The organism is Shewanella marisflavi, assembly GCF_023283925.1.
GTDB lineage: Bacteria > Pseudomonadota > Gammaproteobacteria > Enterobacterales > Shewanellaceae > Shewanella > Shewanella marisflavi.
Map to the genome: position 1 here is coordinate 444,451 of NZ_JAKIKX010000001.1, position 24,231 is coordinate 468,681.

19 protein-coding genes are annotated in these 24,231 nt (G+C 50.2%); 10 read left to right on the plus strand and 9 right to left on the minus strand.

Features of this window, described 5'->3' with window-relative positions; all coding sequences use genetic code 11:
* Nucleotides 1-25: 25 nt before the first annotated feature.
* The gene (locus L2712_RS01940; protein ID WP_033537983.1) at nucleotides 26-592 is read left to right on the plus strand and encodes an acetate uptake transporter; all 567 of its coding nucleotides are present in this window, start codon (nucleotides 26-28) and stop codon (nucleotides 590-592) included.
* Nucleotides 593-891: 299 nt separating this feature from the next.
* On the opposite strand, the gene L2712_RS01945 is transcribed toward L2712_RS01940, so the two are convergent.
* Nucleotides 892-1,566 carry a YiaD family glycine zipper/OmpA-like lipoprotein gene (locus L2712_RS01945; RefSeq protein WP_033537984.1) on the minus strand — a complete coding sequence of 225 codons (675 nt, stop codon included), beginning with the start codon at nucleotides 1,564-1,566 and terminating at the stop codon, nucleotides 892-894.
* 148 nt (nucleotides 1,567-1,714) lie between these two features.
* Nucleotides 1,715-2,197, minus strand: a complete 483-nt coding sequence (locus L2712_RS01950; RefSeq protein WP_248976729.1) for a YcxB family protein — start codon at nucleotides 2,195-2,197, stop codon at nucleotides 1,715-1,717.
* Between the two features lie 152 nt (nucleotides 2,198-2,349).
* On the opposite strand from L2712_RS01950, the gene L2712_RS01955 reads away from it, so the two are divergent.
* The 3 genes from L2712_RS01955 to L2712_RS01965 all read left to right on the plus strand — a co-directional run bounded on the left by L2712_RS01955 (nucleotide 2,350) and on the right by L2712_RS01965 (nucleotide 3,299).
* Nucleotides 2,350-2,679 (plus strand): TehB-like domain-containing protein, encoded by a 330-nt coding sequence (locus tag L2712_RS01955; protein ID WP_248976730.1) that lies wholly within the window; start codon nucleotides 2,350-2,352, stop codon nucleotides 2,677-2,679.
* 101 nt (nucleotides 2,680-2,780) lie between these two features.
* Nucleotides 2,781-3,035, plus strand: coding sequence for a hypothetical protein (locus L2712_RS01960; protein WP_088905328.1), 255 nt, complete (start codon nucleotides 2,781-2,783; stop codon nucleotides 3,033-3,035).
* A gap of 15 nt (nucleotides 3,036-3,050) precedes the next feature.
* A complete protein-coding gene (locus L2712_RS01965) occupies nucleotides 3,051-3,299 on the plus strand; it encodes a hypothetical protein (protein ID WP_248976731.1) in 249 nt (82 codons plus the stop codon).
* 40 nt (nucleotides 3,300-3,339) lie between these two features.
* On the opposite strand, the gene L2712_RS01970 is transcribed toward L2712_RS01965, so the two are convergent.
* Entirely contained in the window at nucleotides 3,340-3,768 is a 429-nt protein-coding gene (locus tag L2712_RS01970) for a VOC family protein (RefSeq protein ID WP_248976732.1), read from the minus strand.
* Nucleotides 3,769-3,838: 70 nt separating this feature from the next.
* A complete protein-coding gene (locus tag L2712_RS01975) occupies nucleotides 3,839-4,444 on the minus strand; it encodes an NADPH-dependent FMN reductase (protein ID WP_248976733.1) in 606 nt (201 codons plus the stop codon).
* 118 nt (nucleotides 4,445-4,562) lie between these two features.
* Here L2712_RS01975 and L2712_RS01980 point away from each other — a divergent pair, with 118 nt between their 5' ends.
* The 5 genes from L2712_RS01980 (at nucleotide 4,563) to L2712_RS02000 (ending at nucleotide 11,736) form a co-directional block, all read left to right on the plus strand.
* On the plus strand, nucleotides 4,563-5,225 hold the full coding sequence (locus L2712_RS01980) for a helix-turn-helix transcriptional regulator (RefSeq protein ID WP_248976734.1): 663 nt from the start codon (nucleotides 4,563-4,565) through the stop codon (nucleotides 5,223-5,225).
* A complete protein-coding gene (locus tag L2712_RS01985) occupies nucleotides 5,215-5,925 on the plus strand; it encodes a pseudouridine synthase (RefSeq protein ID WP_248976735.1) in 711 nt (236 codons plus the stop codon). The genes L2712_RS01980 and L2712_RS01985 overlap by 11 nt, the downstream gene beginning before the upstream one ends.
* Nucleotides 5,926-6,084: 159 nt before the next feature.
* Nucleotides 6,085-7,050: a LysR family transcriptional regulator gene (locus tag L2712_RS01990; protein WP_248976736.1), complete on the plus strand. Its 966-nt coding sequence runs from the start codon at nucleotides 6,085-6,087 to the stop codon at nucleotides 7,048-7,050.
* Nucleotides 7,051-7,209: 159 nt separating this feature from the next.
* The gene (locus L2712_RS01995; protein ID WP_248976737.1) at nucleotides 7,210-9,480 is read left to right on the plus strand and encodes an OmcA/MtrC family decaheme c-type cytochrome; all 2,271 of its coding nucleotides are present in this window, start codon (nucleotides 7,210-7,212) and stop codon (nucleotides 9,478-9,480) included.
* Nucleotides 9,481-9,687: 207 nt separating this feature from the next.
* Nucleotides 9,688-11,736 (plus strand): EAL domain-containing protein, encoded by a 2,049-nt coding sequence (locus L2712_RS02000; protein ID WP_248976738.1) that lies wholly within the window; start codon nucleotides 9,688-9,690, stop codon nucleotides 11,734-11,736.
* A gap of 15 nt (nucleotides 11,737-11,751) precedes the next feature.
* Here L2712_RS02000 and L2712_RS02005 read toward each other — a convergent pair whose 3' ends face one another.
* Entirely contained in the window at nucleotides 11,752-13,290 is a 1,539-nt protein-coding gene (locus tag L2712_RS02005; RefSeq protein WP_248976739.1) for an MFS transporter, read from the minus strand.
* A gap of 435 nt (nucleotides 13,291-13,725) precedes the next feature.
* The gene (locus L2712_RS02010; RefSeq protein ID WP_248976740.1) at nucleotides 13,726-16,689 is read right to left on the minus strand and encodes an ImpA family metalloprotease; all 2,964 of its coding nucleotides are present in this window, start codon (nucleotides 16,687-16,689) and stop codon (nucleotides 13,726-13,728) included.
* A gap of 595 nt (nucleotides 16,690-17,284) precedes the next feature.
* Between L2712_RS02010 and L2712_RS02015 the strand changes: the two genes are divergently transcribed.
* Nucleotides 17,285-18,940, plus strand: a complete 1,656-nt coding sequence (locus L2712_RS02015; RefSeq protein ID WP_248976741.1) for a methyl-accepting chemotaxis protein — start codon at nucleotides 17,285-17,287, stop codon at nucleotides 18,938-18,940.
* Between the two features lie 133 nt (nucleotides 18,941-19,073).
* Here the strand turns inward: L2712_RS02015 and L2712_RS02020 are convergent, their stop codons facing one another.
* From L2712_RS02020 to L2712_RS02030, 3 genes are all read right to left on the minus strand, one after another.
* A complete protein-coding gene (locus L2712_RS02020; RefSeq protein WP_248976742.1) occupies nucleotides 19,074-21,953 on the minus strand; it encodes a valine--tRNA ligase in 2,880 nt (959 codons plus the stop codon).
* 20 nt (nucleotides 21,954-21,973) lie between these two features.
* A complete protein-coding gene (locus L2712_RS02025) occupies nucleotides 21,974-22,438 on the minus strand; it encodes a DNA polymerase III subunit chi (RefSeq protein WP_248976743.1) in 465 nt (154 codons plus the stop codon).
* An 856-nt stretch (nucleotides 22,439-23,294) separates the two neighbouring features.
* Nucleotides 23,295-24,179 carry a hypothetical protein gene (locus L2712_RS02030; protein WP_248976744.1) on the minus strand — a complete coding sequence of 295 codons (885 nt, stop codon included), beginning with the start codon at nucleotides 24,177-24,179 and terminating at the stop codon, nucleotides 23,295-23,297.
* Nucleotides 24,180-24,231 lie beyond the last annotated feature (52 nt).

Sequence of the window (24,231 nt, forward strand, 5' to 3'; positions counted from 1 at the left end):
AATAGCGATAGTGAGGGGAAAGTAGATGTCGACAAAATTGGCCAATCCAGCACCATTAGGTTTAATGGGCTTTGGCATGACAACCATCTTATTGAATATCCATAACGCAGGTTTTTTTGCCATCGATGCAATGATCTTGGCGATGGGGATCTTCTATGGGGGGATAGGTCAGGTGCTGGTGGGCATGATGTGCTTTAAGCGCGGAGATACCTTTGGCACCACGGCGTTTACCTCTTACGGTTTATTCTGGCTGACACTCGTTGGTCTGATGATCTTGCCAAAGATGGGCCTGGCTGAGGCGAGTCCTCACCATTTCATGGGCTGGTACCTGACGCTTTGGGGCGTGTTTACTGCCTTTATGTTTGTTGGTTCCCTGCGTTACCCACGCGCCAAACAGGTGGTATTTGGTTCTTTGACTGTGCTGTTTTTCCTCTTGGCGGCCCGTGATTTTACCGGCAGTGCATTTATCGGCATGATTGCTGGTTTCGAAGGCATATTCTGTGGCGCCAGCGCTATCTACTTCGCCATGGCGCAGGTGTTGAATCAGGAATATGGCCGAGTCGTTTTGCCAGTGGGTGAGCTTAAGCGTTAACCATCATAGATAAGCGCCATGATTGCCCGGACGATCTTTTTGCCATATCAGGCTTTGTAGGGATCCGCAAAATCCTGCAGTTAGTGATAACACTGACTGCTCGTCTGGGCTTTTTTACGCTTTCAATAGCTTATTAGCTAAAAGAGTTGGCTCTGCGATGCCTTCGCGTGTTGTGAATTGGCCTAGCGCTGGCTTGTCAGTTGGCTTGGCGGGTCGTTTGGAATGCGTGAGGAGAGTGGGGAGATGAGTCCCTCACTCAGCGTTGAGTAAGGGACAAAGATTTGCCTTTTAGAAGAGTCTTAGCCTTGTGGCATAGGACTTAAGACAATCTCTACACGGCGGTTTTGCGCGCGGCCTTGGGGTGTGGCGTTGTCTGCAATAGGACGTGATTCACCCATGCCGATAGAGCTGATGCGCTGATTCTTGATCTCGCGCGACATCAGGTAGTTAGCTACTTCTGCGGCACGTACCTGAGACAGACGCAAGTTGTAAGACTCGCTACCAGAGCTGTCGGTAAAGCCCATGACGTTTAGCATGGTTTCATCATATTCTTTGGCGACTAGGGCGACGCTGTCGAGCACATTCTTGGCACGGCTGCTGAGCACCGATTGGTCAACACCAAAGGTCACCTCATTAGGCATGTTCAGAATGATGTTGTCACCGCTGCGGGTGACGCTAACGCCAGTCGATTGTAGTTGCTTGCGCAGCTCTGCTTCTTGCACATCCATGTAATAACCGATACCGCCACCGACGGCTGCACCCGATGCAGCACCAATCAGTGCGCCCTTACCTCTGTCGCTCTTGCTTGATGAAGCAACACCAATTGCAGCACCGGCAATTGCGCCTATGATGGCACCATTGGTTGCCTTAGCATTTTGAGATTCATTGGTATAAGGGTTAGTTGTTTGGCACGCTGAGATAAAAAGCGTTGAACTCGCTACCAGTGCGGCGACTAATTTTGGCTTAGTGATCATCGTTACTCCATATCAGGTATGCCTTAGGATCGAGTTCGTCCTAAGGCTTGTTATTATTTACGTTCTGGTTCCATTTCGTTTGCATAATAACAAAGAGATGACCCTTTGTTTGAATCTATCCAAATTTTAATGAAGCCATTTAAGGATATCAGTTGTCTTTGGCGCACTTTTTGCGCAGGAAGTCCTGACTCTCGTCATTGAGATGGCTTTTAGAAAGATAATGCTGGCGATTACCTGAGCGTAGCAGATACCCGGTTTCTGTCTCTTTTAATTCGTCAATGCTGTCCCACAGCAGCTGTTGTTTCACATAGAGTGATTCTGTGGTGATCCCCTCTTCATCCAAGGTGAGGCAAGCCTCATTGCCCGCTGCCTTACTCATCATCTGGCGCCACAGGTACCAAGGGCGTTTGTATTTAACGCTGAGCGCCTCCAAGACGCCGAGTCCAACAATAAACCAAGAGGCATAGGCGTTAACGCCTGTCATCAATAATGCCAATCCCGCCAAGAGGAAGCCGATAGCTTTAGTGTAGTCGGCTAATTGTGGGGCCTGTGTCACCGAGGCGTCGAAACACTCGCCATAGTATGCCTTGTCTAAGATAAAGTGTTTGCTGTAATGAAATGAAGCTGTCATGGGAATATCGTTATCTGAGTTTTCGCACAGTGTAACGCTATCTAAGCGAAGTGCAATCTCGCCAAAGGCCAGGTTTAGATATTTGCTGAAATATGCGCTAAGTTTAGCTATCTGATGAATCGGCTTATATGGCGCTGCAAAGGGAGCTTAAGATGTCATTTGTGCCTAAAGGATATGTGAAGTGTAAGAAGACGCCAGTCTTTGGCGTGCAGGATATGCCTGCCATCTATCGGGAACGTCATTTTACCCGTCCCGGTGTTTATGAGCAGATCCATGTGATTCAGGGAGAACTGCTGTTTTTCGGTTATCGGGATAAGCAGGGGCTGGTGGAGAGGGAGATAAAGCTTGGGGCAAATGAGACCGCTATCTCTCACCCTGGCTACTGGCACAGTATCGAGCCCTTGACTCAAGATACTCAGTTTGAAATTCACTTCTTTATTAAGCCCCTGGGATTGGCTGAAGAGGCATCAGCAGCAGAGTGAGATTAGCTGCTGTGACCGAAAAAAGGTGAATAAAAGTTAACCTGACTTTATATTGTTGAGGTTTTACAGTGACCTAAATCCTCTCTTGCTAAGGAAAGCAGATGACGCCCAATCAAGAGGCTGTAAAGCCGCACGACCCACAAGATGTTGCAAAGCAGAATAATCCACTAAATAGGGAGCCGTTAGGGTCTCAGTCACTAGTACCCACCTCATTTTGGCAAGCGCTGTGTGAGATGGACACAGGGTTTGCCCTGCTGCAATCTATGGCGCGCTCTAAGACGCTCACCATTATGGTGATCATCTTTGTGCTGGCAGCAGTAGGCTTTGTTTGGTTTCTCAGCAAGATGGCAGCTTAATCAGGGGAGCGGACTATGTTGGCAGCGAGTCTAACCGAACTATTCATCTGGTTTTTCTGGGAGATTATACTCTCCTTTGTGCTCTATACCACGGGCGCCGTGGTGATTGGGGGGCTCACCTTTGGTCGGGTGCAAAAGCCCCTGTATTGGCCAGCGCTGTTTCATCAGGAGAAACGTCTGGCAAAGAATGATTTTTACAGCGTCTATCTGGCAGGCTTCTTCTTTTACCTACTGCTGTTTACCCTAATTGTTTATTTGGGATAAACGCGAGTTTATCCCCTAGGGCATATGGTTTTATCTTGCGTTAGCTGGGGAGATCGTAACGATTACGCTGCGCCGGCAGATCGCTTAGGTATTGCACAAACTCTACCTCATAGCCGTTTGGGTCGATAAAGTAGACGTTGCGGCGATAGGGATCTTCTTGCCCCGCTTTGTCGACTTCGAAGCCCGCCTGATTCAGCCTGGTGATCACGCCATCGAGATCTTGGGTTACAAAGGCGAAATGAGCCAGTCCCACTTGATGACCTTTGAGATCGCGGTTTTCGCCTTCGCCATCGTCGTTAAAAGCAATATATTGATAGTCATCGCCAAAGTGGATCCAGTTTCTGGGTTTGCCATACCAAGAGCCTTGACCGCCGCCACGGACTGTCCAGTGTGGAAAGGCCGCGCGATAGAAGTTAAGGGCCCTGTCTATGTCGGTGACGACGAGATTAATGTGTTCCAGATGAAGCATGATTAAGTTCCTTCTTAGTTAGATTTAAGATATTCCATCGAAATTTTAATGATTTAGTTTTTATCCTAGGCTACATGCCATACACATACTCTTGCTGTTTAGGATAGGGCAGGTCTTGGTGCTGCAGGCGTATGCTGCTCAATGCTACTGAGTATTGAGCCAGCATATGCAGACTATAACCAATGCGTTCTCTAAGCCCCTGATCTCTGCTATCGACCACCCTCTCACCCAGTACCTGCTCGACATTACGTATGATTAGGTGATCGGGAGTCGGCACTAGCTTATTGTTTTTCAGCGCATTCATCTTGAGCTCTGCGATGGGATAGCTGCCGCTGATACCACTGGTGACCGCCACTAACAGGGCGGGTTTGTGGGCGGTATCCTGGTTATCGCATAACAAGAGAAAGTTTTTCAGCATGGGGGAGGCCATGCCACCCCATTCGGGCGTGATAAGAATCAAGGCATCGGCCTGTTTTACCAGAGGGCTGATGCGGTGCCAGTCGCTCGCTTGAAGTGCGGCGCTTTCTCTGTCGCCATCCCAGAAAGGCAAGGCGTATTGGCATAACTCTATATGCTGTATCTCATTGAATTGGTTCGCTTGTTCGCTAAGGTATCCGGCGACTCTGGCACTTTGGGAGCCGGGACGTTGACTGGCACTGACGATGAGAAGTTTCATTATGTAAATCCTTTTGTTTATTTATTGTTTTGTACAGTAATTGCTTTACTTAATTTTGTAAAGACTAAAGTAAATAAAAAAGTTTACTTAATTACTGGATAGGTAATAATGAGCTCACATGAGTCAAGGGGAGACAGCGGTGAGTAAGAAGACCAGCGATAAAATCATCGATTACATCAAGATCCAGGGGCCCTGCACCGCCAAGGTGTTAGCCGAGCAATTTGCACTGACCACCATGGGGATCAGACAGCATCTACAGGCACTGGAAGAGGAGGGGATCTTGAGCTTCGAAGATAGAAAGGCCAGTCGCGGTCGTCCCACCCGTTATTGGGCACTTACCGAGAAAAGCTACCAAAAATTTCCCGATCGCCACGATGAGTTAAGCAGTCAGCTGGTTGACTCGGTACGCGTGGTCTTTGGTGATCAGGGGTTGGAGCAGCTTATCGCGCACCGAGAGCAGACTAGCAAGCGCATCTATCAAGAGGCACTGTCGGCCCATAGCGGCCTGGTCGAAAAGTTGAAGACCCTGGCTGAGATCAGAACTCAGGAAGGTTATGTGGCAACCATAGAGATGCAAGATGGTGTCTACTGGCTAATGGAAAATCACTGTCCTATCTGCGCCGCCGCCAGCCGCTGCGCCAACTTTTGTCGCTCAGAGTTACAGTTATTCCAAGAGCTTTTTATTGGTATGGCAGAGGTTAGCCGTGAGGAGCATATCATTGCTGGTGCCAGACGTTGTGCTTATAAGGTAGCCCCAGTGGCAAGCGATGATGTCAGCTAAACGTGCCCGGTTAGACAGATTTATCAGCCAACAATGTCAGATCCCGCGCAAGAAGGTGCGGCTCCTGTTGGCGAAAGGCCGGGTGAGTGTCGATGGGCTTGTGGTGAGAGATGCCGACTGGCAGATAGATCAGTTTTCGGTGGTTATGCTCGATGGTGAAGTGCTCAGACAGGAGCAGGCCATCTACCTGATGTTACATAAACCCGTGGGTGTGGTGAGTGCGACTAAGGATACCCAGCACAAGACAGTGATGGATCTCTTGCCTGAATATCAGGACAAGGGGCTGCATATCGTCGGGCGTCTGGATCTTAACACCTCGGGCCTGGTGCTGCTCACCAACGACAGCCGTTGGTCGAAACAGATCATGTCTCCCGAGCATAAGGTGGCGAAGCAGTATCTGGTTGGCCTGAAGGCTCCGCTGACTCAGGCTTATGTGAAAGCCTTCGCCGAAGGATTTTATTTTGCCTATGAAAATATTACCACTCAGCCTGCAGAGCTGGAGATCCTCGATAGCCACCTTGCGCGGGTTAGCTTGCTAGAGGGACGCTATCATCAGATCAAGCGTATGTTTGGCCGATTCCGTAATCAGGTCATGACATTGCACCGATTCGCCGTGGGCAATATTCACCTGGATGAGTCACTTGAACCTGGTGAGTTCCGAGCGCTAACAGCCGAAGAGGTAGCTAGTATATCCCAGTGAGATGATGAGACTCATAGGGCTGAAGTTTGTCATAGAGTCTCTTCTAGCACTTACCGCTGAGTTAGATAAGCCATCGCTAAATGTGTGACTAATGGCTATATCGTTTACTGTAAATCCTGTGTTATAAATATTCGATTACTCAAATAAACAATAGTGTCGATGAGCAATCAAACCTTAAAGAAAATCAGCGAACTCGATGTGTTTTGTTTGATGGTGTTTAAAGTCATTTTTCAAACCGGACACGCCAATATCGCTGCGAAACAGTTAAACGTTTCCGCTCCTAAAATTAGCCGTTGTTTGAATATGTTACGTGCTACTTTTGATGATGAGTTGTTTTATCGGCGACAACTTGGCCTCAAGCCAACCCCCATGGCTGAATTTCTCTATGAGCCCGTATGTCAGTTCTGTGAAGCCGTTTTAAAAATAGAACAGTCTATCTGTGAAAAGAGCAGTGAGCTGGCCAGTGAACGTCTGAGAATCGCAGTCACTCCGAGTATCTTGGCCAGCCTGTCACTGGCTTATTCCCGCAGCAACGCCAGAGATGCCTTTAGTCAGCTGCAGTTTGTGATTTGGGGGGATGATTCTGCCGATCTTATTCATAACGGCGAGCTGGATATGGGCATTACTTTTGATGCCTGTAGCGAACATCACCTGTCGGTAGAGTCCTTGGGTGAGTTGAGTGGTGTTTGTCTGGCGGCCAACGAAGAACATGCCATCTGGTCCCAGAGCGAACCTTTGACCCTGGAAACCGTCTGTCGTCATCCTTTTCTCTGCTTGGACGGTAAAGGGTTTAACGACAAGATCGATCCCTTAGAGGTGTTTGCTCGCCAACACGGTGCCGATATCGACAGCATAGAAAGAGTCAGCTCGCGTGATGAATGGTATAGCCACCTGCTGACCATGAACTCGGTGGCCTTCTTGCCCTGCTCAGAGGCGGATATTTGTGGCAGTTTGCCGGGGCTGCGTGTGGTACGACTCTCCGACGAGGAGGTGGCGAGGTTACACGGTGAAAGCATGTCACCACAGTACCTATTACTTGAAAATCCGGCGGAATATCGTCGTTACTCTTTAGAGCAGCGAGAATTAATTATCCAGCTTATCAAGCAGCTACTCGTCAAATGTTAATTTCAAAATTTGAAATTAACGGTTTCAAATTTTGAAATTTCTGTTAATGAATCTTTAAATTGCAGTCACAACTTGGACTCAATTACCTAACAATTTATCGCCACTTCCTTATATTTGAGGTACTGCAATAGCAGAAAATACCTACAAAGGGATATGGCGATGAAAAAAAATAAAATTACCTTATTAGCCATGGCACTCTTCTGTGCCATTGGTGTGAGCGCGTGTAGTGATGGTGATGACGGTAAAGATGGAGCCCCTGGTGAACCAGGCGTTCCTGGTACTCCAGGTGTACCTGGTGCACCAGCGGGATCGACCGTTGATGCTGTAGCCACTGCCGCAGACTTCAAACTAACTCTAGAACCTGCCGACATCGTAGTAGTAGGAGCTGATGACTTCTCTATTAAGTTCACCGCGACAGGTAAAAATGCTAAAGGAGATGATGTTCCGTTTACCGGTCTGGACAAGGTTGCTCTGTATGTGACGAACCAGATCGCTAACTCCACCGATACTGGTGCTCCTATGCTCTGGTCAAATAATGCCTTGGTCAACGAGTTTGGCTCTAGCATGTACTGTACGCCGACGGGTAAGGCGACAGCACGTGGCGGCGCCGAAGTTGATGCTTGTACCTTGGTAGAAGATGCTGAAAATCCTGGTACTTATACTGGTACATGGGAACATGATGGCAATGCGCCTGTCGTGGTTGCCGATGGCGATCCTAACAGCCTGTTCCGCGTCATGGTGCGTACCTATAACGTGACCGATGCTACTGGCGCATCGATATCCGATAAATTGCTTTCTACCCCGCTCGACTTTATTCCTGCAACGGGTGAGTTGGCCGTCTCGGAGAAAGATTCAGTATCCAATGCAGCCTGTATCCAGTGTCACAGTGAGTTAATGGGCTATGGTGAAGGCGATCAACGCATTGCTAACATCGGTGCTCACCACAACTACCAGAAAGTGGAAAACTGTGTTGCGTGTCATAACCCAGCTTATGCCTCAGACCAGTATGATCCTGAAAAGGGCTTCAATGCTAATTGGAATGCAATGATCCATACCATTCACGTTGCTGGTCATGTAGCGCCTTATGGTTGGGTTAAAGGTGAAGCGTTAGAAGAGTTTGGTGATGTTCACTTCCCTGGCGAACTCAATGAGTGTACTACCTGTCACGACAATGGCACTCAGTGGAACGACAATATTTATGCAGAAGCTTGTGTAGGTTGTCACCTCACTGTGAACTTTGAAACTGGTGAAGGCCACTCTGAGTTCCAGTTGCCACAGGCTGATGATTCACAATGTATGAACTGTCACATTGGTAATCTGAGTCCACAAAAGGTACATAAGGTAGGTAACAGAGCCATTGAACAGGAACAGGTTGTATTTGATTTCCAAGACGTAACTGTGACTGACAACCTTGACGGTACCAGTGCATTGACAGTAACCACTAAGGTGACTATCAATGGTGCAGCGCCTGCAGATGGTTCAATGCTAGATCCATATATTGCCATGGCTGGCAAACTGTTAATTGGTAATATTGATGGTAATCAAAACCCAATTACGGGATTAGGCATGTCTGTTAAAGGTGTGGCGATGACTGGCGGTATACTGACCACTACAGCGAATTTCCCATCTGAACGTCTGACAGGTTCAATCTATGTGACTGGGGATATGCTGGTTTGTGCGGCCGATGGTGAGGCTGTTAAGTGTGCTGACGTTAATCGACCTTCTAAAGTGTCTTTAGTGTCACCGGTTAAGTACTTCAACTTGGATGATCCAACTGTTGCTGCTGCTGAGGCTCGTATGAGTGACCCTGCGCGTGTCACTGTATCTGAAGCTAAGTGTAATAGCTGCCATGGCAACCTGACTCATGCCAAGGAAGGACACCATGGTGTGAGCGAGTTTACCCAGTGTATGGATTGTCACAACAACAGAAACAATGGTACTTACTACCCACAAGCTAAGTACCAAACAGGTGAAGTTGACGAAAGCGGTAACCCAATCACTGCGCCAATCGAAGGTGTAACCTTCTCGCACAAAGATCTGATGACCGCGGCTCACCGTTTCCACACAGGTACTTACGGTGGTGGCATCTACCTAGACAAGAACCTGGAAACAGTAGGTTACCCAGCCCTTGCGACAGACTGTGAAGCTTGTCACAAAGATGGGGCGAAGTTCTTCGCGGCTGACGGTGGTTTGACTTCTGGTAAGCGCTCAGTGCAAGTCTCTGCGACAGAGTTTATCTCTCCAGTAGCTGAAACTTGTCGCTCATGTCACTACAGTGCCTCTGCACTCGCTCACTTCGAGAGCAACGGTGCGACTGTACAGGGTAAGCCAGATACAACTGCTGACCTGCCTATCGAGTCTTGTGCAACCTGTCACGCCGAAGGCAAGACATATGGTGTTGATAAAGTTCACGCCGGAGGCGCTCACTAGAGCCTACAATAATAATTCTCGCTAAGTGGGCATACCCCTGCTAACTGCCCACTGAGAAAGTCGTAATCTTGGGGAACCTGATTTAGGTTCCCCCTTTTTGTGCCCGGCTTTTTTGCCCAAGGGGCGCTATTGGACTGGCTAATTGTCTGTTTTCCCTATCTTGGTCTAAGTTAAATAGACCTGTTAGGCCAAAGTAGAGCATCCACATTGGCGGTCAAAGAAACCTCCTCCAGCCTGTTTTTAATAGCGATAAAAGAGTCTTTTATTGCACTCTTGCCTTTTATCTTTGTGAACTCATTACTGGCGCTGGTGCTGGCTTTGGTGGATGTGTGGCAGCCAGGCTGGCAAACCAGTGATGCCTATGTGTGGCTGAGTCAGTTCGGTCATCTTCTGTTTAGCTTTTTTCCCTTAATGGCGCTGCTGTCGCTTTCATTTCATTTTGCCAAATATCTGCACGTGTCGGCCGTGGTGGTGGCATCACTTTCTATCGGTACTCAAATCGCCTTGCATATTCATGGGAGCGTTATTTGGGAGACGAACCAAGGGTTCGATTTTCTATTTGGCGATGCCAGAGCCATTATTACGCCGATTTTGGTGGCCTATCTGCTACGTTACCTGATGGGCATTAAGGCGCTTAATCTGTTACAGAGCACGAGTTTAAGCAGCTACCTCAAGTTGCACCTCAATCTGTTTATTCCCTTAATTCTTTGCTTTGTCATTATTACCAGTGGCACCTACCTGGTCAGTGAATTAATGGGGCAGGTGTTTAGCTCGCTGGCCGACTCACTGGCCGCCAGTGGTACTGTGTTTCAGCTATTTGTTCGTGTGCTTGCAACCCATGTTCTTTGGTGTTTCGGTGTTCATGGTGATATCGCCTATATGTTGGTGCTCGGTGTGGACAATGGGCTGCAGTCGGTAGCCCCCAATCTGACGCTGTCGCAATTTACCGATCTGTTTGTGCTCTTAGGTGGCAGTGGGGCCACTCATTCTTTGTTGATCGCCTTATTTATTGCCTCTAAAGATCGCAATGCCGTCAATGTGGCTAAGCTTGCCTTGCCATTTGCGCTGTTTAACATCAATGAAATTTTGATCTATGGCTTGCCAATCATCTTTAACCCCAGGTTGATGCTGCCTTTCGTGTTGCTGCCCCTGTTTAATACCCTGATAGGGGTCTTGCTGATCAACGCTGGCTGGATAAGTTTTACTGGCAATGGCTTTGCCTGGGTCACACCGATATTTCTCAATGGTTATGTGGCTGGGGGCAGTCTGGCGCTACCTTTAGTGCAGCTGCTTTTAGTATGCGCCGGGGTGTTTATCTATCTGCCTTTCGTCAGGCGATATAGCCTCTTGGTGAGCAATAAAGGGTTTGAGCGAGACCTGATTAAGCGGGTACAACTGCAGCACGATATCGACCAGATGAGCGAGCGAAACTATGCGCGGCAGCAATCGGAGGAGCTGGCGGCCAACCTTAACCTGGAAAAGACCATTAAAGAGGTGCTCAACGGTGAGTTGCTGCTCTACTACCAACCTAAGCTCAGCCTGAGTAACAGGCATGTTGTTGGCTATGAAGCGCTACTTAGGCTGCGAAACGAGCAGGGTAAGGTGGTGGGCCCCTATTTTATTCCCGCCTTCGATCAGGCTGGTTATTTCAACTTAATCGACAGTTTTGTGATTAAGCGGCTGCGTGACGATATGCAGCGATGGGCTCATCAAGGTTTCTATCCCAGGGTCAGTATCAACTTAAACCCAAATAGCGTGTTAAGCCCGGATATTCAGGCGATGCTGATCGAGCAGCTGGGCGATATGGCCGAACGGGTGGATATTGAGGTGCTCGAGTCTATGTTTGTGGCCGATCTCGATGCTGTAGAGGCCAGTATGGCCTATCTGCGCCAATATGGATTCTCTTTCGTGCTCGATGATTTTGGTACCGGCTTTTCCAGTATTAGCCTGCTGAGTAAGATCACCATAGAGGGCGTAAAGTTGGATCGCTCTATTTTGGACAATATCAAACATCACAAAGGGCAGGTCTTATACCGTCACACCTGTATGTTGTGCAGAAGTTTGGGCTTTAATTTAGTTGCCGAAGGGGTTGAGACTAAGGCTGAAGAGCGCTTCGTGGCGTCAGTGGGGGTCGAGACAGTGCAAGGTTGGTTATACGCCAAAGCCATGCCGGCCGATGAAGCCAAGCGCTACGCCTTGTTACAGCAGGGCTTTGGGAAAAAAGCAGTCGAGACACAAATAAAAAGGGAGCCATAGGCTCCCTTAACTGCGTTAGGCTTGGGCGCGCTGTAAGTTCAGCAGCCATTTGCCGTAGATAAAGATCCCTACCGCTGAGATGGTGCCGATGGCAGCAATGATATACCAGGCCATGCCTATGTTATGGGCGTTATACAGCAGGGTTGTAAGCGCTTGTGCCGATTCGCCGGTGAAGCTGACCAAGGTGGTGAAGGCTTCCCCTTGTGGAATGGCGGCGACATCGCTGGCGCTCATGCCGCGCTCAAGAAGCAGCTCACGAGAGAAGATCTCTTTCGATGCGTACATCTCATAGAGTTTAGGGCCAAAATAGCCTTCCAGTCCCCAGCCTATCCCTTGAGGCAGCATCACGAAGCCCAGATACATAGCCTTCTTGCCCTTAGGGGCGATGTTACCCATAAACTCGTTCTTCTTAGGGCTGATCATCATCTCGCCGAAGGAGAACATGGCAATGGCCAGGACGATCATCCAGGCGGCGTTGGTGGCACCGATAAGAACGAAGGCGATAATGCTGAGCAAACAGCCTGCCAGCATGGCGGTAGTAATACGGTATTTCGCAGTAAGCGCCGCCACCAGGAAGCAGCTGGTCATGATCATACCTGCGTTAAGGTTCAGCATGCCCTCAGGCATCACCTTAGTGCCCGAGTTATCCAGGCCCAGCCAGAACTGTAATACGCCGTTTGAGGTGCCCTCACTGCCAAACAGGCTGGTAACGATCACACTGGTATCGACCCACTCGGCAATATGAATTGGTAGCACGTCAAACAGTGCGTTAAACAGGAACCAGAAGCCAGCAAATACCAGCATATAGTAGATCACAACCGGCTTTTTCAGCTCATGTAGGGCGTCTTTCCACAGGGCTTGCTGGGTGATCTCGCCACTTTTTATCTGACGGTTGCGCTCCATGCGCTCCTCTTTGCCTGGCTCCTTGTAGGCCAGTAGGAAGAGGAAGTTGAGCGAGATGATGGCGGCGCAGGCATAGAAGACGTTGTCCCAGGAGAGCTGGCGCATATGAACCGCCACCAGTGGGCCGAGGAAACCACCGATATTCACCACCTGATAGAAGATGCCCCAGGCCATTGAGGTATTTTGGCGTCCTGTCGAGAGGACTAGTGTACCCTGGATCCCGGGTTTAAATATCCCCGTGCCGCCGGCCAGTAGCATTGCGCCGAAGAGGAAGCCCCAGAAGGTAGGGAAGAAGGCCATGACCAGATAACCAGCGATCTTAATCACGGTCGAGGCGAAGATGGTTTCCTTGTAACCAACACGGTCTGAGATCCCGCCGGTAAACACTGGGATAAAGGTTTGCATCAAGGCCCAGATAGAGATGATGACACCATAGTCATGCAGACTGATCCCCAGTCCGCCTTCAGACACAGGCGCTTTGGCATAAAGACCGGCACTGGCTTTCACACCATAGTAGGCGATACGTTCGACCAGCTCCATGCCGCCGACGATCCAGAAAATGTAACTTAAACTGGCAATGGAGGCCCACATTCCCAGCTGCTTGACTTCGCGCAGATCGTTTTCTGCGTAAGCATCATTGGCGTCGCTCATACCCTTCCTCAATTTTTATCGTTTTGTTGTGCTGCTTCATCTGCAACATCTAGTGTTGGTTAGTGATACCTATGCTAGTAAATCGCCGAACATCCTAGCTTGTTAACACGTTTGGTAACCGCGTTACTATTTTCGACTGTAGAATAACGACTTATCGAAAAATTAACCCTTGTTATTAAACGTATTTGTTACGCTATTTCTGAACCCCTATTTACTGTGATTGGTATGATAAGCACTCGCTATCGAGGCGAGCACTGCACATTTGACAGCACACTTTACCTAAAAATGACCTTAAAGACCAAAACCATTCACATTGAGTGACACTGGTGTGATGAGCAGGTAAAAAAAAGCGAGCACTCCGGCTCGCCAAAAAGGGGGTGACAACAACGGTTTTCCTGTCGTCAAGGGGAAAGCAACTGACCAAATTGATCCAAACTATAGCGGCCAGGCCTGTTCGCCATCGACGGCAACGGCTTGTAGATCTAGGCCATAACAGTAATCTCCCGGCGCATAGACATAGATAGCCTTAGGCACGGCAGGATAGGCGAAGCTGGCGACCTGGGTCTTGGCGGCCTCTGAGGTCGCCAGTCCCCACATCTGGTAGAAGTCGCGATAGTCGAGCCCGGTGGAGAAGCTCATGGCGATCATCAGAAAGTCGTTGTTACTCAGCTCCTTGGCCGCGGCCAGGTCGAAATGGCTAAAGCCCAGTTGGTCACGCTTGGCCAGCCAGCTGGTCTCATCGGCCTGAGCGCGCTCAAACTCCCGCAGCAATATGTGCAGTCTGGCCAGCAGATGCCAACCATTTTGCAGCGCCCCCTGTTTCTGGGCGGCAATCATAGTTTGCAACATGGTCGCCATGCCGCTCGACCAGCTGGTGAGGTTGGCCGCCTGCATATAGGCGAAGGGATCGGCCTGGCGCTGACTGGCCTGTAATACTTCAAACTCATCCTGAATCGACAGGCCCTGGCATTGGGGAAGCTTACCTGTCTCAATATAGGCCCGTGACTTAGTGTAATAGGAGTAAGGGTTGGTGGAGGCGTGCCCTTCGTGGCCATCGAATCTCAGGCGTTTTCGCTCCAGTCCATGGCCAAGCTCGTGGATATCGCCATGGCCCGTAGGGCTAAATGACCAAGAAGCATCGTAGGGGTTACCCGAGCAGCCCGAACCACAGGTAGGTTGGTCGGCATTCATATGTTTAACCATATCTAACTGATTGAGCTGCCACCCCTTAGTCGCCGCAAAGTTAACAATTTCGTCGACGCTGTCGATACCCGGGCCCTTAAAGCCAGCTAATAGGTGGGGATAGTTGTGCACATAGCTGCCGATGGCCAGGCTCATCTTCAGCGGCGTGTCCCACATGGGCTCCTTGCTCATGGTCTCTTGCATCTTATTGAGTCGTGAATGCACCTCAAAATGCGCTGTGGCCAGTTCGGCCCAATCATAGTCGCCCTTGGTCAAGGCTTGTAGGAAACTCTGCTCATCCATGCCGTCGCGCCAGAAGGGGTGCAGGCCGACCTGGCTAAAGCTGAATTCGACTATCTGATCATTGTCGCTAAACCTTATTTGCACTGGGCCACCATAGGGGGAGGTAAGGGTGAGGGTTTCTCCCGGCTTTATCGCTATGGCTGGCGACTGCAGATACTTGGGGCGGTTATAGCCATTGCTGGCATATTCGTGAGTATAACCTGAACGTTGAGTATTGATAAAGATCTTGGTTTCTACCGCATTGGTGTCTGTGCGCTTTACCTTAAAGGTCTGTCCCGGTAAGGCGTAGACGCCCGCGGCGCGAAACGGCGCCTTGCTGGTCAGGGAAACCGTTTTATCTACCGGACTAATATGGGAGAAGTCGGTGCGGCTGAAATTACCCAGATCCTGTGGCACAGGATTGAGGTGACGGGTATTGTAAACGCTACTGTCGGCAAAGAGGGCCTTAAGGTAGCTCATCGGCGCGGTAGTGGAGACGTCCATGGGGTATGTTATCTCGCTACGGTAACGATCGCCGAGTAAAATCAGATACTTGTACAGCTGATACTCAGAGGTGTCGAAGATAGCCGTCTTCTCTGTGTCCAGACGTTTGATACTGTTTTGGATATGGCTAAGGGCTGTGCGATAGGTCTCGCTAAAGAGAGGATCGCAAGTGTCCGCGCAGCTGGCCAGGTTAAAGCTTGGGGTTTCGCTTTCCAGCAGTTCGAGCCAGAGGGCTTCCTGGGTCAGCGACGGTTTGGCGGCTTGCATGGCGAGGTAATCGCTCCAGTCCGCCTTGTCTGGACTATAGAAATTGCCCGGACCACCAGGTCCCTGCATGGCAAACCCCATGGCGCCGAGTACGGTTTGAGTCAGCGGCACACTGTTCCAGCTGTGCATGTGCAGATACAAAAGCGGTGTCTTGGCCTCTTGCAGGGCGTCGAGTCTCGCCGACACCAGGGTTTCATCAAAGGATTCGATAGAGCCTGTGATCACCAGTTCGGCCTCGCCCAGGCAGCTCGCCAATTCGCTGGCGACCTCACAGCGGCTCACCTGCCAGTTGGGATAGTGACTGGCGAGCCAGGTGGTGATGCGACTCTTACTCCAGTCGCTGATGAGGAATAGACGCACCTGCTTGCTGGCGGCGACAGTCTCTTGCTTCTCACCGGTTAACCAGGCCAGCAGTCGCATCATGCTGGGCTCAAAGCTCAAGTTATTGCCGCCTTGCATGCTGGAGATGATATCTGTACCGAAGGCGGCGTTACGCTGGCCATTGAGGTCGCTGGCCGCCGCAAATAGGCGTCCCTGATTGCCCCTTATCAGCTCGAAACTCTGGTTAATGGGAAAGCCTTTACTGGCCAGCGGCATCTGAATCATCTGCGAGTGTTGGCCCGAATCATAGCTGACTCTGTCAGCCTGATAGATGGTGCTTAAAAAGTGCTTGTGGGCGCTGCGATAGTCTTGGATCAGCTTGAGGCCGCGGGCGATCACCTTAGGCTCAAGATCTTTGATGAGATCGGCATCACCGCTCTGACTGGCGGCGCTGATCTTGTCTTTCAGCTTAAGAGTGAGACTATCTTGGCTACTCAGGCCTGCAGCATCTGTCACCGTCAGGGAGACCATTATCTCCTCATCCTGCATCAGGTCACTGGCATCCAGGGTGAGGGTATCGCTGTTAAGACCGGTTAGTGTGATCTCTGGGCCTTGGGTTTGCTGCCATTGGTAGGTCGCGCTGCCCGGATTAAATAGGGTAACGTTCGCGGTAAGTGAGAGGGTTTCATGATTCCAGATTTGCTGATCTGACCCCAGGTCAATACTCGGCGCCTGTGCCAGTGGTGGCGTCACCACGCCTCCGTTGCCCGCATCCGTATTGCTATCCTCTGAACCGCCGCAGGCCGATAACCCTAAGGCGATAGCGAGTATCCATGGTTTCATTGTTAACCCTCATTTTCAATTTGTGACATTCTGATAGCATTTGCTGCTGAAATCAAATCAAAATTAAGAATTATTCAATAAAAACAATGGTTAAGTCGATATTTTGACGTCTTTGTTTTTTTGACGCTAGCCTTCTACTGTGCCTCGTCGACCAGGGCCGGCTTGTCAGGCACCACCTCGATGAGCGTCTCACTGCTAAGCCCTTTCGCCTCACTGCGAGCTAACCATTAATTTTCAGCTATGCCCAAGAGAAGCTTTGACCCTGACCTTTTAACTCAGTTTGCAGGGCGAAGTGCACCGTCATTGAGGTGATTTCCAAAAACTTTGGCTAAATGTGATCTATTACTTATTGGGTATGTCACAGTACTGTTACTTTAATGCTATAAGTAAAAGTACTATAGATTGCGCTGCGTGAAATACCTTTGTTTTAAATGATTTATGTTTTAAATGGCTAATGCTTTATATGGCTTAAGTTCTAAATTATTTAGGCTTTGAACAAGCTGGCAGAGTCGGCGTTATACAAGCTTTGCGGGTAAGTCAAAATGCGCGATGGCAAAGGTCTTAGGGGAAGTTGATGTCTCAACAGGGAGTAGGAATGATGGATCGTATTAAGTCGGTTCGTTTTCAGTTAAAACTGAATGTCTTTTTAATCATCTTTGCCTTTGTGTTTCTTGGGTACAAAGGCATTACCGGCATGTTAGATGCGGGGGCGTCGATTGGTGAGCTTTATGGTCAGGGGATGCAACACAGCATCAGGGCCGGAAAGATTTTGCATGAATTGGAGATGGCCCGCAGTGGTCTGCTCCTCGGGTTTCAGCATGCTCCCGATAACGCCTTTGCAGATATGCACAATCACCCACTGAGCTTTCATGTGGAGTCGAGCCGCGAATCGATTAAGTTGCTGCATGACATTATAGATAACCAGATCTTAGCGTCGGATCTCGATAGTGATGAGCGTACTCAGGTGAATCGTTTAGTCTCACTGCTCGATAAGGTCACTCAAGAAGGCTTTAACCCCGCAATCGAGGCGCTAAGCCAGGGCGATTACCAGCGTTCTAATCAACTCTTGCTGGAAAATATCAACCCGCTGTTTAAGGACATCACGGCCCAGGCTCAGGCTTTCCTGGATTTGCAGATAGCCGAAGCTAAAGCCAGTTACCAGGACTCTGAGGAAACCGTTTCTCTCTATATCTGGCTGGTGGCTATCTTCTCAGGTGTCGCCATGTTGACCATTACTGCCAGCTCGGTATTTATCATACGCAGGGTCAGCCAATCCGTGGTGCAACTGGAAGAGACGGCGGTGGATATTGCTGCCGGGGATTTGACCAAGCGGATCCAGTTGGGCGGACAAGATGAGTTTGCCCATATTGCCGAACATGTGAACCGCATCGCAAGCGATTTCCAGCAGGCGGTGACCAATACTCATGCCTCCACCTCGCGCCTGGCCAGCGCGGCTGAAGAGAATGCCGTGGTCTCAACCCAGACGCAGCGAAATGTGCTGGATCAACAACAGCAGACCCAGCTGATCGCTACCGCCATCCATGAATTTACCGCCACAGTGCGCGAAGTGGCTCAGAGCGCCGCATCGGCTGCCACTGCCTCCCATGAAGCCAACGAGGCCGCCCATGGCGCCCAGGGGGTGGTGGATGAGAGTATCGCCGTTATCGAAGCCCTGTCTCAGGAACTGACTAGCGCCAGTGAGGCGATGACGCTACTCGCGCAGCATTCGGATGAGATTGGTAGCGTAGTCGATGTGATCCAGGGGATTTCTGAGCAGACCAACCTGCTGGCACTTAACGCCGCGATTGAGGCAGCGCGGGCGGGCGAGCAGGGCAGAGGCTTTGCCGTGGTCGCCGATGAGGTGCGCTCCTTGGCCAAACGTACCCAGGACTCGACCGAGGAGATTCAGAAGATGATCCAGCGTCTGCAACAGGGGGCGCGTGGTTCGATGCAGATGATGCAAAGCGGTACCGAGCAGGTCAAACTCAGTGTGGATAAGTCTCTGCTGGTGCGCGGCGCCCTGCAGCAGATCTTAAATAGCATAGAGGAGATCAATGCCCTCAACGCCCAGATAGCGACCGCCTCAGAGGAGCAGAGCTCGGTGACCGAGGAGATCAATATCAACATCACCAATATCAGCGAGATCTCAGATCAGACCGCCGAGGGCGCCAGACAGAGCAGTGATGCTACCGAAGATCTGGCCAGACTGGCAGAATCTATGGAGGCGGATATCGCCCACTATAAGGTGTAGTCGGCTATTAAGAGGTTACGCCAGGTTTAAGTGAAAAACAGCAGACAAGAAAAAAGGCAGTCAACTGACTGCCTTTTTAGTATCTCAAACCGGGTTAGCCTTTCAGCTTAGCCTTTGAGCTTAGCCTTTGAGCTTAGCCTTCGAGCTTAGCCAGCTCGGTCTTCTGCTCGCTGAGCTTGTCCATATCGCGTTGGAACTCGGCCAGCTTGGCGCGCTCCTTCTCGATAACCGCTTCTGGCGCCTTGGCCACGAAGCCCTGGTTATTGAGCTTGCCTTCGATGCGCTTAGCTTCACCGGCAAGCTTTTCAAGTTGCTTGTCGATACGCGCCATCTCGGCGGCCACATCGATAAGGCCAGCCATAGGGATCAACAGCTCCATCTCGCCAACCAACTGAGTGGTCGACATAGGCGCTGTGTCACCGTCCGCCAGAATCGTCATGCTTTCAAGTTTGGCCAGAGTCGCAAAGAAGGTCTGGTTAGCTTCGACGCGTGCCTTGTCTTGCGCGCTCACGCTGCGTAGCAGGGCATTAAGCGGCTTGCTTGGGGCTATGTTCAGCTCGGCGCGGATGTTACGCACGGCAACGATCACCTGCTTAACCCATTCCAGATCCGCCATGGCGGTTTCATCCACCTTGTCCGCCTGATATTCAGGGAACTCGGCCAGCATCAAGGTATCACCCTCGACGCCCGCCAGCGGCTTAACGCGCTGCCAGATGGTCTCTGTCAGGTATGGCATCATAGGATGCAGCAGACGTTGCATGGCTTCCAGTACCGTCACTAGGGTGTGACGGGTACCGCGCTGCTCGGCCTCGGTGCCGTTTTGCAGTACAGGTTTGGTCAGCTCCAGATACCAGTCACAGAACTGGTTCCAGGTGAACTCGTACAGGGTATTGGCCGCCAGGTCGAAACGGTAGTTTTCCATGTGCTCGTCAAAGGTCTTAACCGTTTGGTTAAACAGGCCGACGATCCAGCGATCCGCCAGTGACAGCTGCATTTCGCCGTCAGCTTTTCCGTTTGGAGACTGATGGCCACAATCTTGCTCTTCTGTGTTCATCAACACATAGCGCGACGCGTTCCAGATCTTGTTACAGAAGCTGCGGTAACCGTCCAGACGCTTCATGTCCCAGTTGATGTCACGGCCGGTAGAGGCCATGGCTGCCAGGGTGAAACGCAGGGCGTCGGTGCCGTGGGCCTCGATGCCATCGCTAAACTCTTTACGGGTGCTCTTCTCGATCTTAGCGGCCAGCTGTGGCTGCATCATGTTGCCGGTGCGCTTCTCAACTAAGGCTTCGAGATCGATACCGTCGATCATATCCAGCGGATCCAGTACGTTACCCTTAGACTTGGACATCTTGTTGCCCTGCTCGTCACGGATAAGACCGGTCACATACACTGTCTTGAACGGCACCTGCGGCTTGCCGTCTTCATCCTTGATGAAGTGCATGGTCATCATGATCATGCGCGCCACCCAGAAGAAGATGATGTCGAAACCTGTCACCAACACATCGGTTGGGTGGAAGGTCTTAAGTGCCTCGGTATCGTCTGGCCAGCCTAGGGTTGAAAAGGTCCACAGCGCTGAGCTGAACCAGGTATCCAATACGTCTGGGTCTTGGCGTAGCACCACTGAATCGTCGAGGTTATGCTTGGCGCGAACTTCGGCTTCGTCGCGGCCCACATACACCTTACCAGCTTCGTCGTACCAGGCTGGGATACGATGACCCCACCACAGCTGACGCGAGATACACCAGTCTTGAATGTCGCGCATCCAAGAGAAGTACATGTTTTCATACTGCTGCGGTACAAACTTGATGTCGCCGTTCTCAACCGCTTCGATAGCCGTCTTGGCCATAGGCGCTACGGCCACATACCATTGGTCGGTCAGTAGCGGCTCGATCACTACGCCAGAGCGGTCGCCGTAAGGCACCTTGAGGGCGTGTGGGTCAATCTTGCCCAGCAGGCCGAGTGACTCGAACTCTTCGACGATAGCAGTGCGCGCCTTAAAACGGTCCATGCCGGCAAAGCGCTCTGGCAGGCTGTTATCTAACTCGTTGTTGGCGGTGCCGTCGGTGTTAACCACTTCAGCCGTTGAGCGAATCGCCGCATCAATCGTTAAGATGTTGAACATAGGCAGGTTGTGGCGCTTACCTACCTCATAGTCGTTGAAGTCGTGCGCCGGGGTGATCTTCACGCAGCCGGTACCAAACTCCATATCCACATAGTCGTCGGCCACGATAGGGATGCGGCGGTTAACGATAGGCAGCAGGATAAACTTGCCGATCAGTGACTGATAACGCTCGTCGTCAGGATGTACGGCAACCGCGCTGTCACCCAGCATGGTTTCTGGACGCGTGGTAGCGACTTCTAGGTAGTCTTTACCGTCGGCGGTCAGCGCGCCATCGGCCAGCGGGTAGCGGAAATGCCACATGCTGCCCTGCTTCTCTTTGTTTTCGACTTCGAGATCTGAGATGGCTGTGTGTAGCTTAGGATCCCAGTTAACCAGGCGCTTACCACGGTAGATGAGTTCGTCGTTGTACAGACGCACAAACACCTCTTGCACCGCGGCAGACATGCCTTCGTCCATGGTGAAACGCTCACGATCCCAATCGACCGAGGCGCCCAGGCGACGCAGCTGCTTGGTGATGGTGCCACCAGATTGGTTTTTCCAATCCCAGATACGGTCGATAAAGGTCTCACGGCCCAGGTCGTGACGGCTCTTGCCCTCTTCGGCTTCGACTTTGCGCTCCACCAACATCTGAGTGGCGATACCCGCGTGGTCGGTACCCACTTGCCACAGGGTATTCTTACCCTTCATGCGATGGTAACGGGTCAGGGTATCCATGATGGTGTCTTGGAAGGCATGACCCATGTGCAGGCTACCAGTCACGTTTGGCGGCGGGATCATGATGCAGTAATTGCCCTTCGACTCATCGCCGTGCGGCTTAAAGTAACCTTTCTCTTCCCAGTTCTGGTACAGAGCCTGTTCGATTGACTGTGGGTTGTATGTCTTTTCCATAGGAGCGTGTGCTTCTCAAACTAATTAATTGGTTGTTGGGTCGTTAGGGGGATCCCTAACTCGCGATACTGGCGATAGCGATCGCGCGCGGTCGCTTTCATAGCAGCATCGTTGGCAACGAAGTCGATAATCTGGCCAAAGTTTACCGCAAATTGCGGCGCTTGGTCTGCAAGATTAATCAGAAGATGACGATTTTTATTGGGGCCCAGTTTATCAAAGCCTATCTCTACTGGCGCACCACCCGTTGGCCCTTCACCTTTGAGGTTGTGGGGCACAAATGCTGTGGGTTCAAATTGCCATAATATTTCGTCAATCTCATAGGCCTGCTGTTGATCATTACAGTGGATATAGACCAGTTGTTGATCGCGATATGCCTGCTCGGCGAGCCGACAGGCAAACAGATAGACATTCTCTCGCTCTGCCTTGGCAACATCGGTTGCGGCAGAAGCTGCTTGTGGCATCAAATAAAACAAGGCGTTAGGCATTATCTGGCTCTATGTTGCTCGAGTATGGCTAGCGTTGACGAAAGAGAGAATTCTACACCTAAAAGGGGGCGTTAAACCAGAGGGGGAGGGGATTTGTCGAATAACAAATTGGGTAATATTTTGGATTTGTTGGCCAAGGCCTTTTGGAATTGAATTTTGCCTGCTGAAGGCCAATGCTTCATTGTCTTGAATTGCTTGGCAGCAGGCCTTTCGTGCAGGTACTGCTGTGACGCGCCGCAAGTACGTTCCCTGTAGGCTCTGCCGTGACATCCCTGTCACGGAAGGTCACAGCCGTACCTACACCGAGTTATCCGTTTCTTCGATTTGGCCGTATTTGATATCCGATCGTATTGAAGTTGCGTTTGCCTAGAGAGGCCTATGTTTCAGTGAGGCTGTAAGTAGTTATTGAAACATCTACCTGACTAGGGTACTTGGTCGGGAGGGCTTTAAACCATAGCTTCATGGTTTATCAATCGCCTGTCCGGCGGGGAATGTGCATGCACTCTTTTGGCACGCTGTGGATATGTCCCTATACGCTCCGCGGCGGCATCTGATGTGAATGGATTCACAAATGCAGCGATGACATGGATGTCAAAGAGCTGCCATGCCGCCGAGGGCCAAAAGCGCGCATACACGGAGTTATCCATCTCTTCGATTCAGCCGCACTTGGCAGCCATCATCTTCTAAAAGCTAAGACCTTTTTGGACAAAAATGAGTTAGAACTTTAGAGCTATATATGTGAGCTTTAGGTTAATGTTTTTATGTGCTAACGCCCGCATAAGGGGTGAGTAAACGTGTGCCATGTTTGAGCAAAGCGAGTTCGGCACGCGTTTACGAATTCCTCTTGAAGCGCTTGTTAGCTACTGACTTTTTCAAGTTTGATACTGCCATCTTCAAAAACTAGAGAACCGTTTGCTTCTCTCACAGCTGCTGGTAAATTGGCTACCTCAGACTTAAGAAGGAGGCCTGCCGATTCAGCCTGTTTGACTACAGGAACAATCTGATGGTCGACAAAATCGATGATTTGAGCACCAAGCTCACCGCCAAGAGTTGATGCGTTAATCTTTAACTTCTTAATATCGTTTAAATGTTTGGATGAAAGTTCAGATAGTTCAATAACTTCATTTCTTAGCAGCTCTCGCGTACGATCAAATGCATCATAAGCCGCCACCTGAGAAATTGATCCTGCTTGCTTTTCTACATCTACCCCTTCTATCTTTCTAGGTTTACTACCATCAGAAGACATGAGGTTTGCGTTGTAATTAATAGTACTAATCACCGCTTTCAATCCATGCCTCAGTCCATTAACGTCATCAATTAGCCCATTGATATTTCGCATATTTTGATAGTGTACCGAAAGACTTGATGCATGAATCTTCACATTTTTCATGGATCTATCGATTATATCAGCAGACCCTCTTAGGCGAGAGAGTTCAACCTGTAAAGCCATGACTTGCTTTGACTCTTTAATTTCAGAATCGTGCTGAATCAATTGACGACTTTGCTCGTTCAATTTGTTCTCTACTTCCGTTGAACTTTTGCTATCGAAAAAATCAGGAGCATTATCGCTAGGCTTTGGGGCTGGCTTTTCTTGATGATATTTGTCAATCACTCGCTCCAGACGATCATAGGCATCCACTGCACTATCTGAAGTGCAAACTTCATAGACTTTTTTTACAACTTTGGATACAGCAGAACCAACTGATTTAACTGTTTCCCAAACACTAGAAAACCATCCCATCAAATATCTCCTTATTTAAAATTTCCACACATGTTGCATGAGCAGCTAACGC

Coding starts and splice junctions, on each gene's coding strand:
- L2712_RS01955 (WP_248976730.1), top strand. CDS start 2,350: ATGTCATTTGTGCCTAAAGGATATGTGAAGTGTAAGAAGACGCCAGTC.
- L2712_RS01970 (WP_248976732.1), bottom strand. CDS start 3,768: ATGCTTCATCTGGAACACATTAATCTCGTCGTCACCGACATAGACAGG.
- L2712_RS02020 (WP_248976742.1), bottom strand. CDS start 21,953: ATGGAAAAGACATACAACCCACAGTCAATCGAACAGGCTCTGTACCAG.
- L2712_RS01995 (WP_248976737.1), top strand. CDS start 7,210: ATGAAAAAAAATAAAATTACCTTATTAGCCATGGCACTCTTCTGTGCC.
- L2712_RS01990 (WP_248976736.1), top strand. CDS start 6,085: ATGAGCAATCAAACCTTAAAGAAAATCAGCGAACTCGATGTGTTTTGT.
- L2712_RS01960 (WP_088905328.1), top strand. CDS start 2,781: ATGACGCCCAATCAAGAGGCTGTAAAGCCGCACGACCCACAAGATGTT.
- L2712_RS01940 (WP_033537983.1), top strand. CDS start 26: ATGTCGACAAAATTGGCCAATCCAGCACCATTAGGTTTAATGGGCTTT.
- L2712_RS02015 (WP_248976741.1), top strand. CDS start 17,285: ATGATGGATCGTATTAAGTCGGTTCGTTTTCAGTTAAAACTGAATGTC.
- L2712_RS02025 (WP_248976743.1), bottom strand. CDS start 22,438: ATGCCTAACGCCTTGTTTTATTTGATGCCACAAGCAGCTTCTGCCGCA.
- L2712_RS02030 (WP_248976744.1), bottom strand. CDS start 24,179: ATGGGATGGTTTTCTAGTGTTTGGGAAACAGTTAAATCAGTTGGTTCT.
- L2712_RS02010 (WP_248976740.1), bottom strand. CDS start 16,689: ATGAAACCATGGATACTCGCTATCGCCTTAGGGTTATCGGCCTGCGGC.
- L2712_RS01985 (WP_248976735.1), top strand. CDS start 5,215: ATGTCAGCTAAACGTGCCCGGTTAGACAGATTTATCAGCCAACAATGT.
- L2712_RS01965 (WP_248976731.1), top strand. CDS start 3,051: ATGTTGGCAGCGAGTCTAACCGAACTATTCATCTGGTTTTTCTGGGAG.
- L2712_RS01945 (WP_033537984.1), bottom strand. CDS start 1,566: ATGATCACTAAGCCAAAATTAGTCGCCGCACTGGTAGCGAGTTCAACG.
- L2712_RS01950 (WP_248976729.1), bottom strand. CDS start 2,197: ATGACAGCTTCATTTCATTACAGCAAACACTTTATCTTAGACAAGGCA.
- L2712_RS01975 (WP_248976733.1), bottom strand. CDS start 4,444: ATGAAACTTCTCATCGTCAGTGCCAGTCAACGTCCCGGCTCCCAAAGT.
- L2712_RS01980 (WP_248976734.1), top strand. CDS start 4,563: ATGAGTCAAGGGGAGACAGCGGTGAGTAAGAAGACCAGCGATAAAATC.
- L2712_RS02005 (WP_248976739.1), bottom strand. CDS start 13,290: ATGAGCGACGCCAATGATGCTTACGCAGAAAACGATCTGCGCGAAGTC.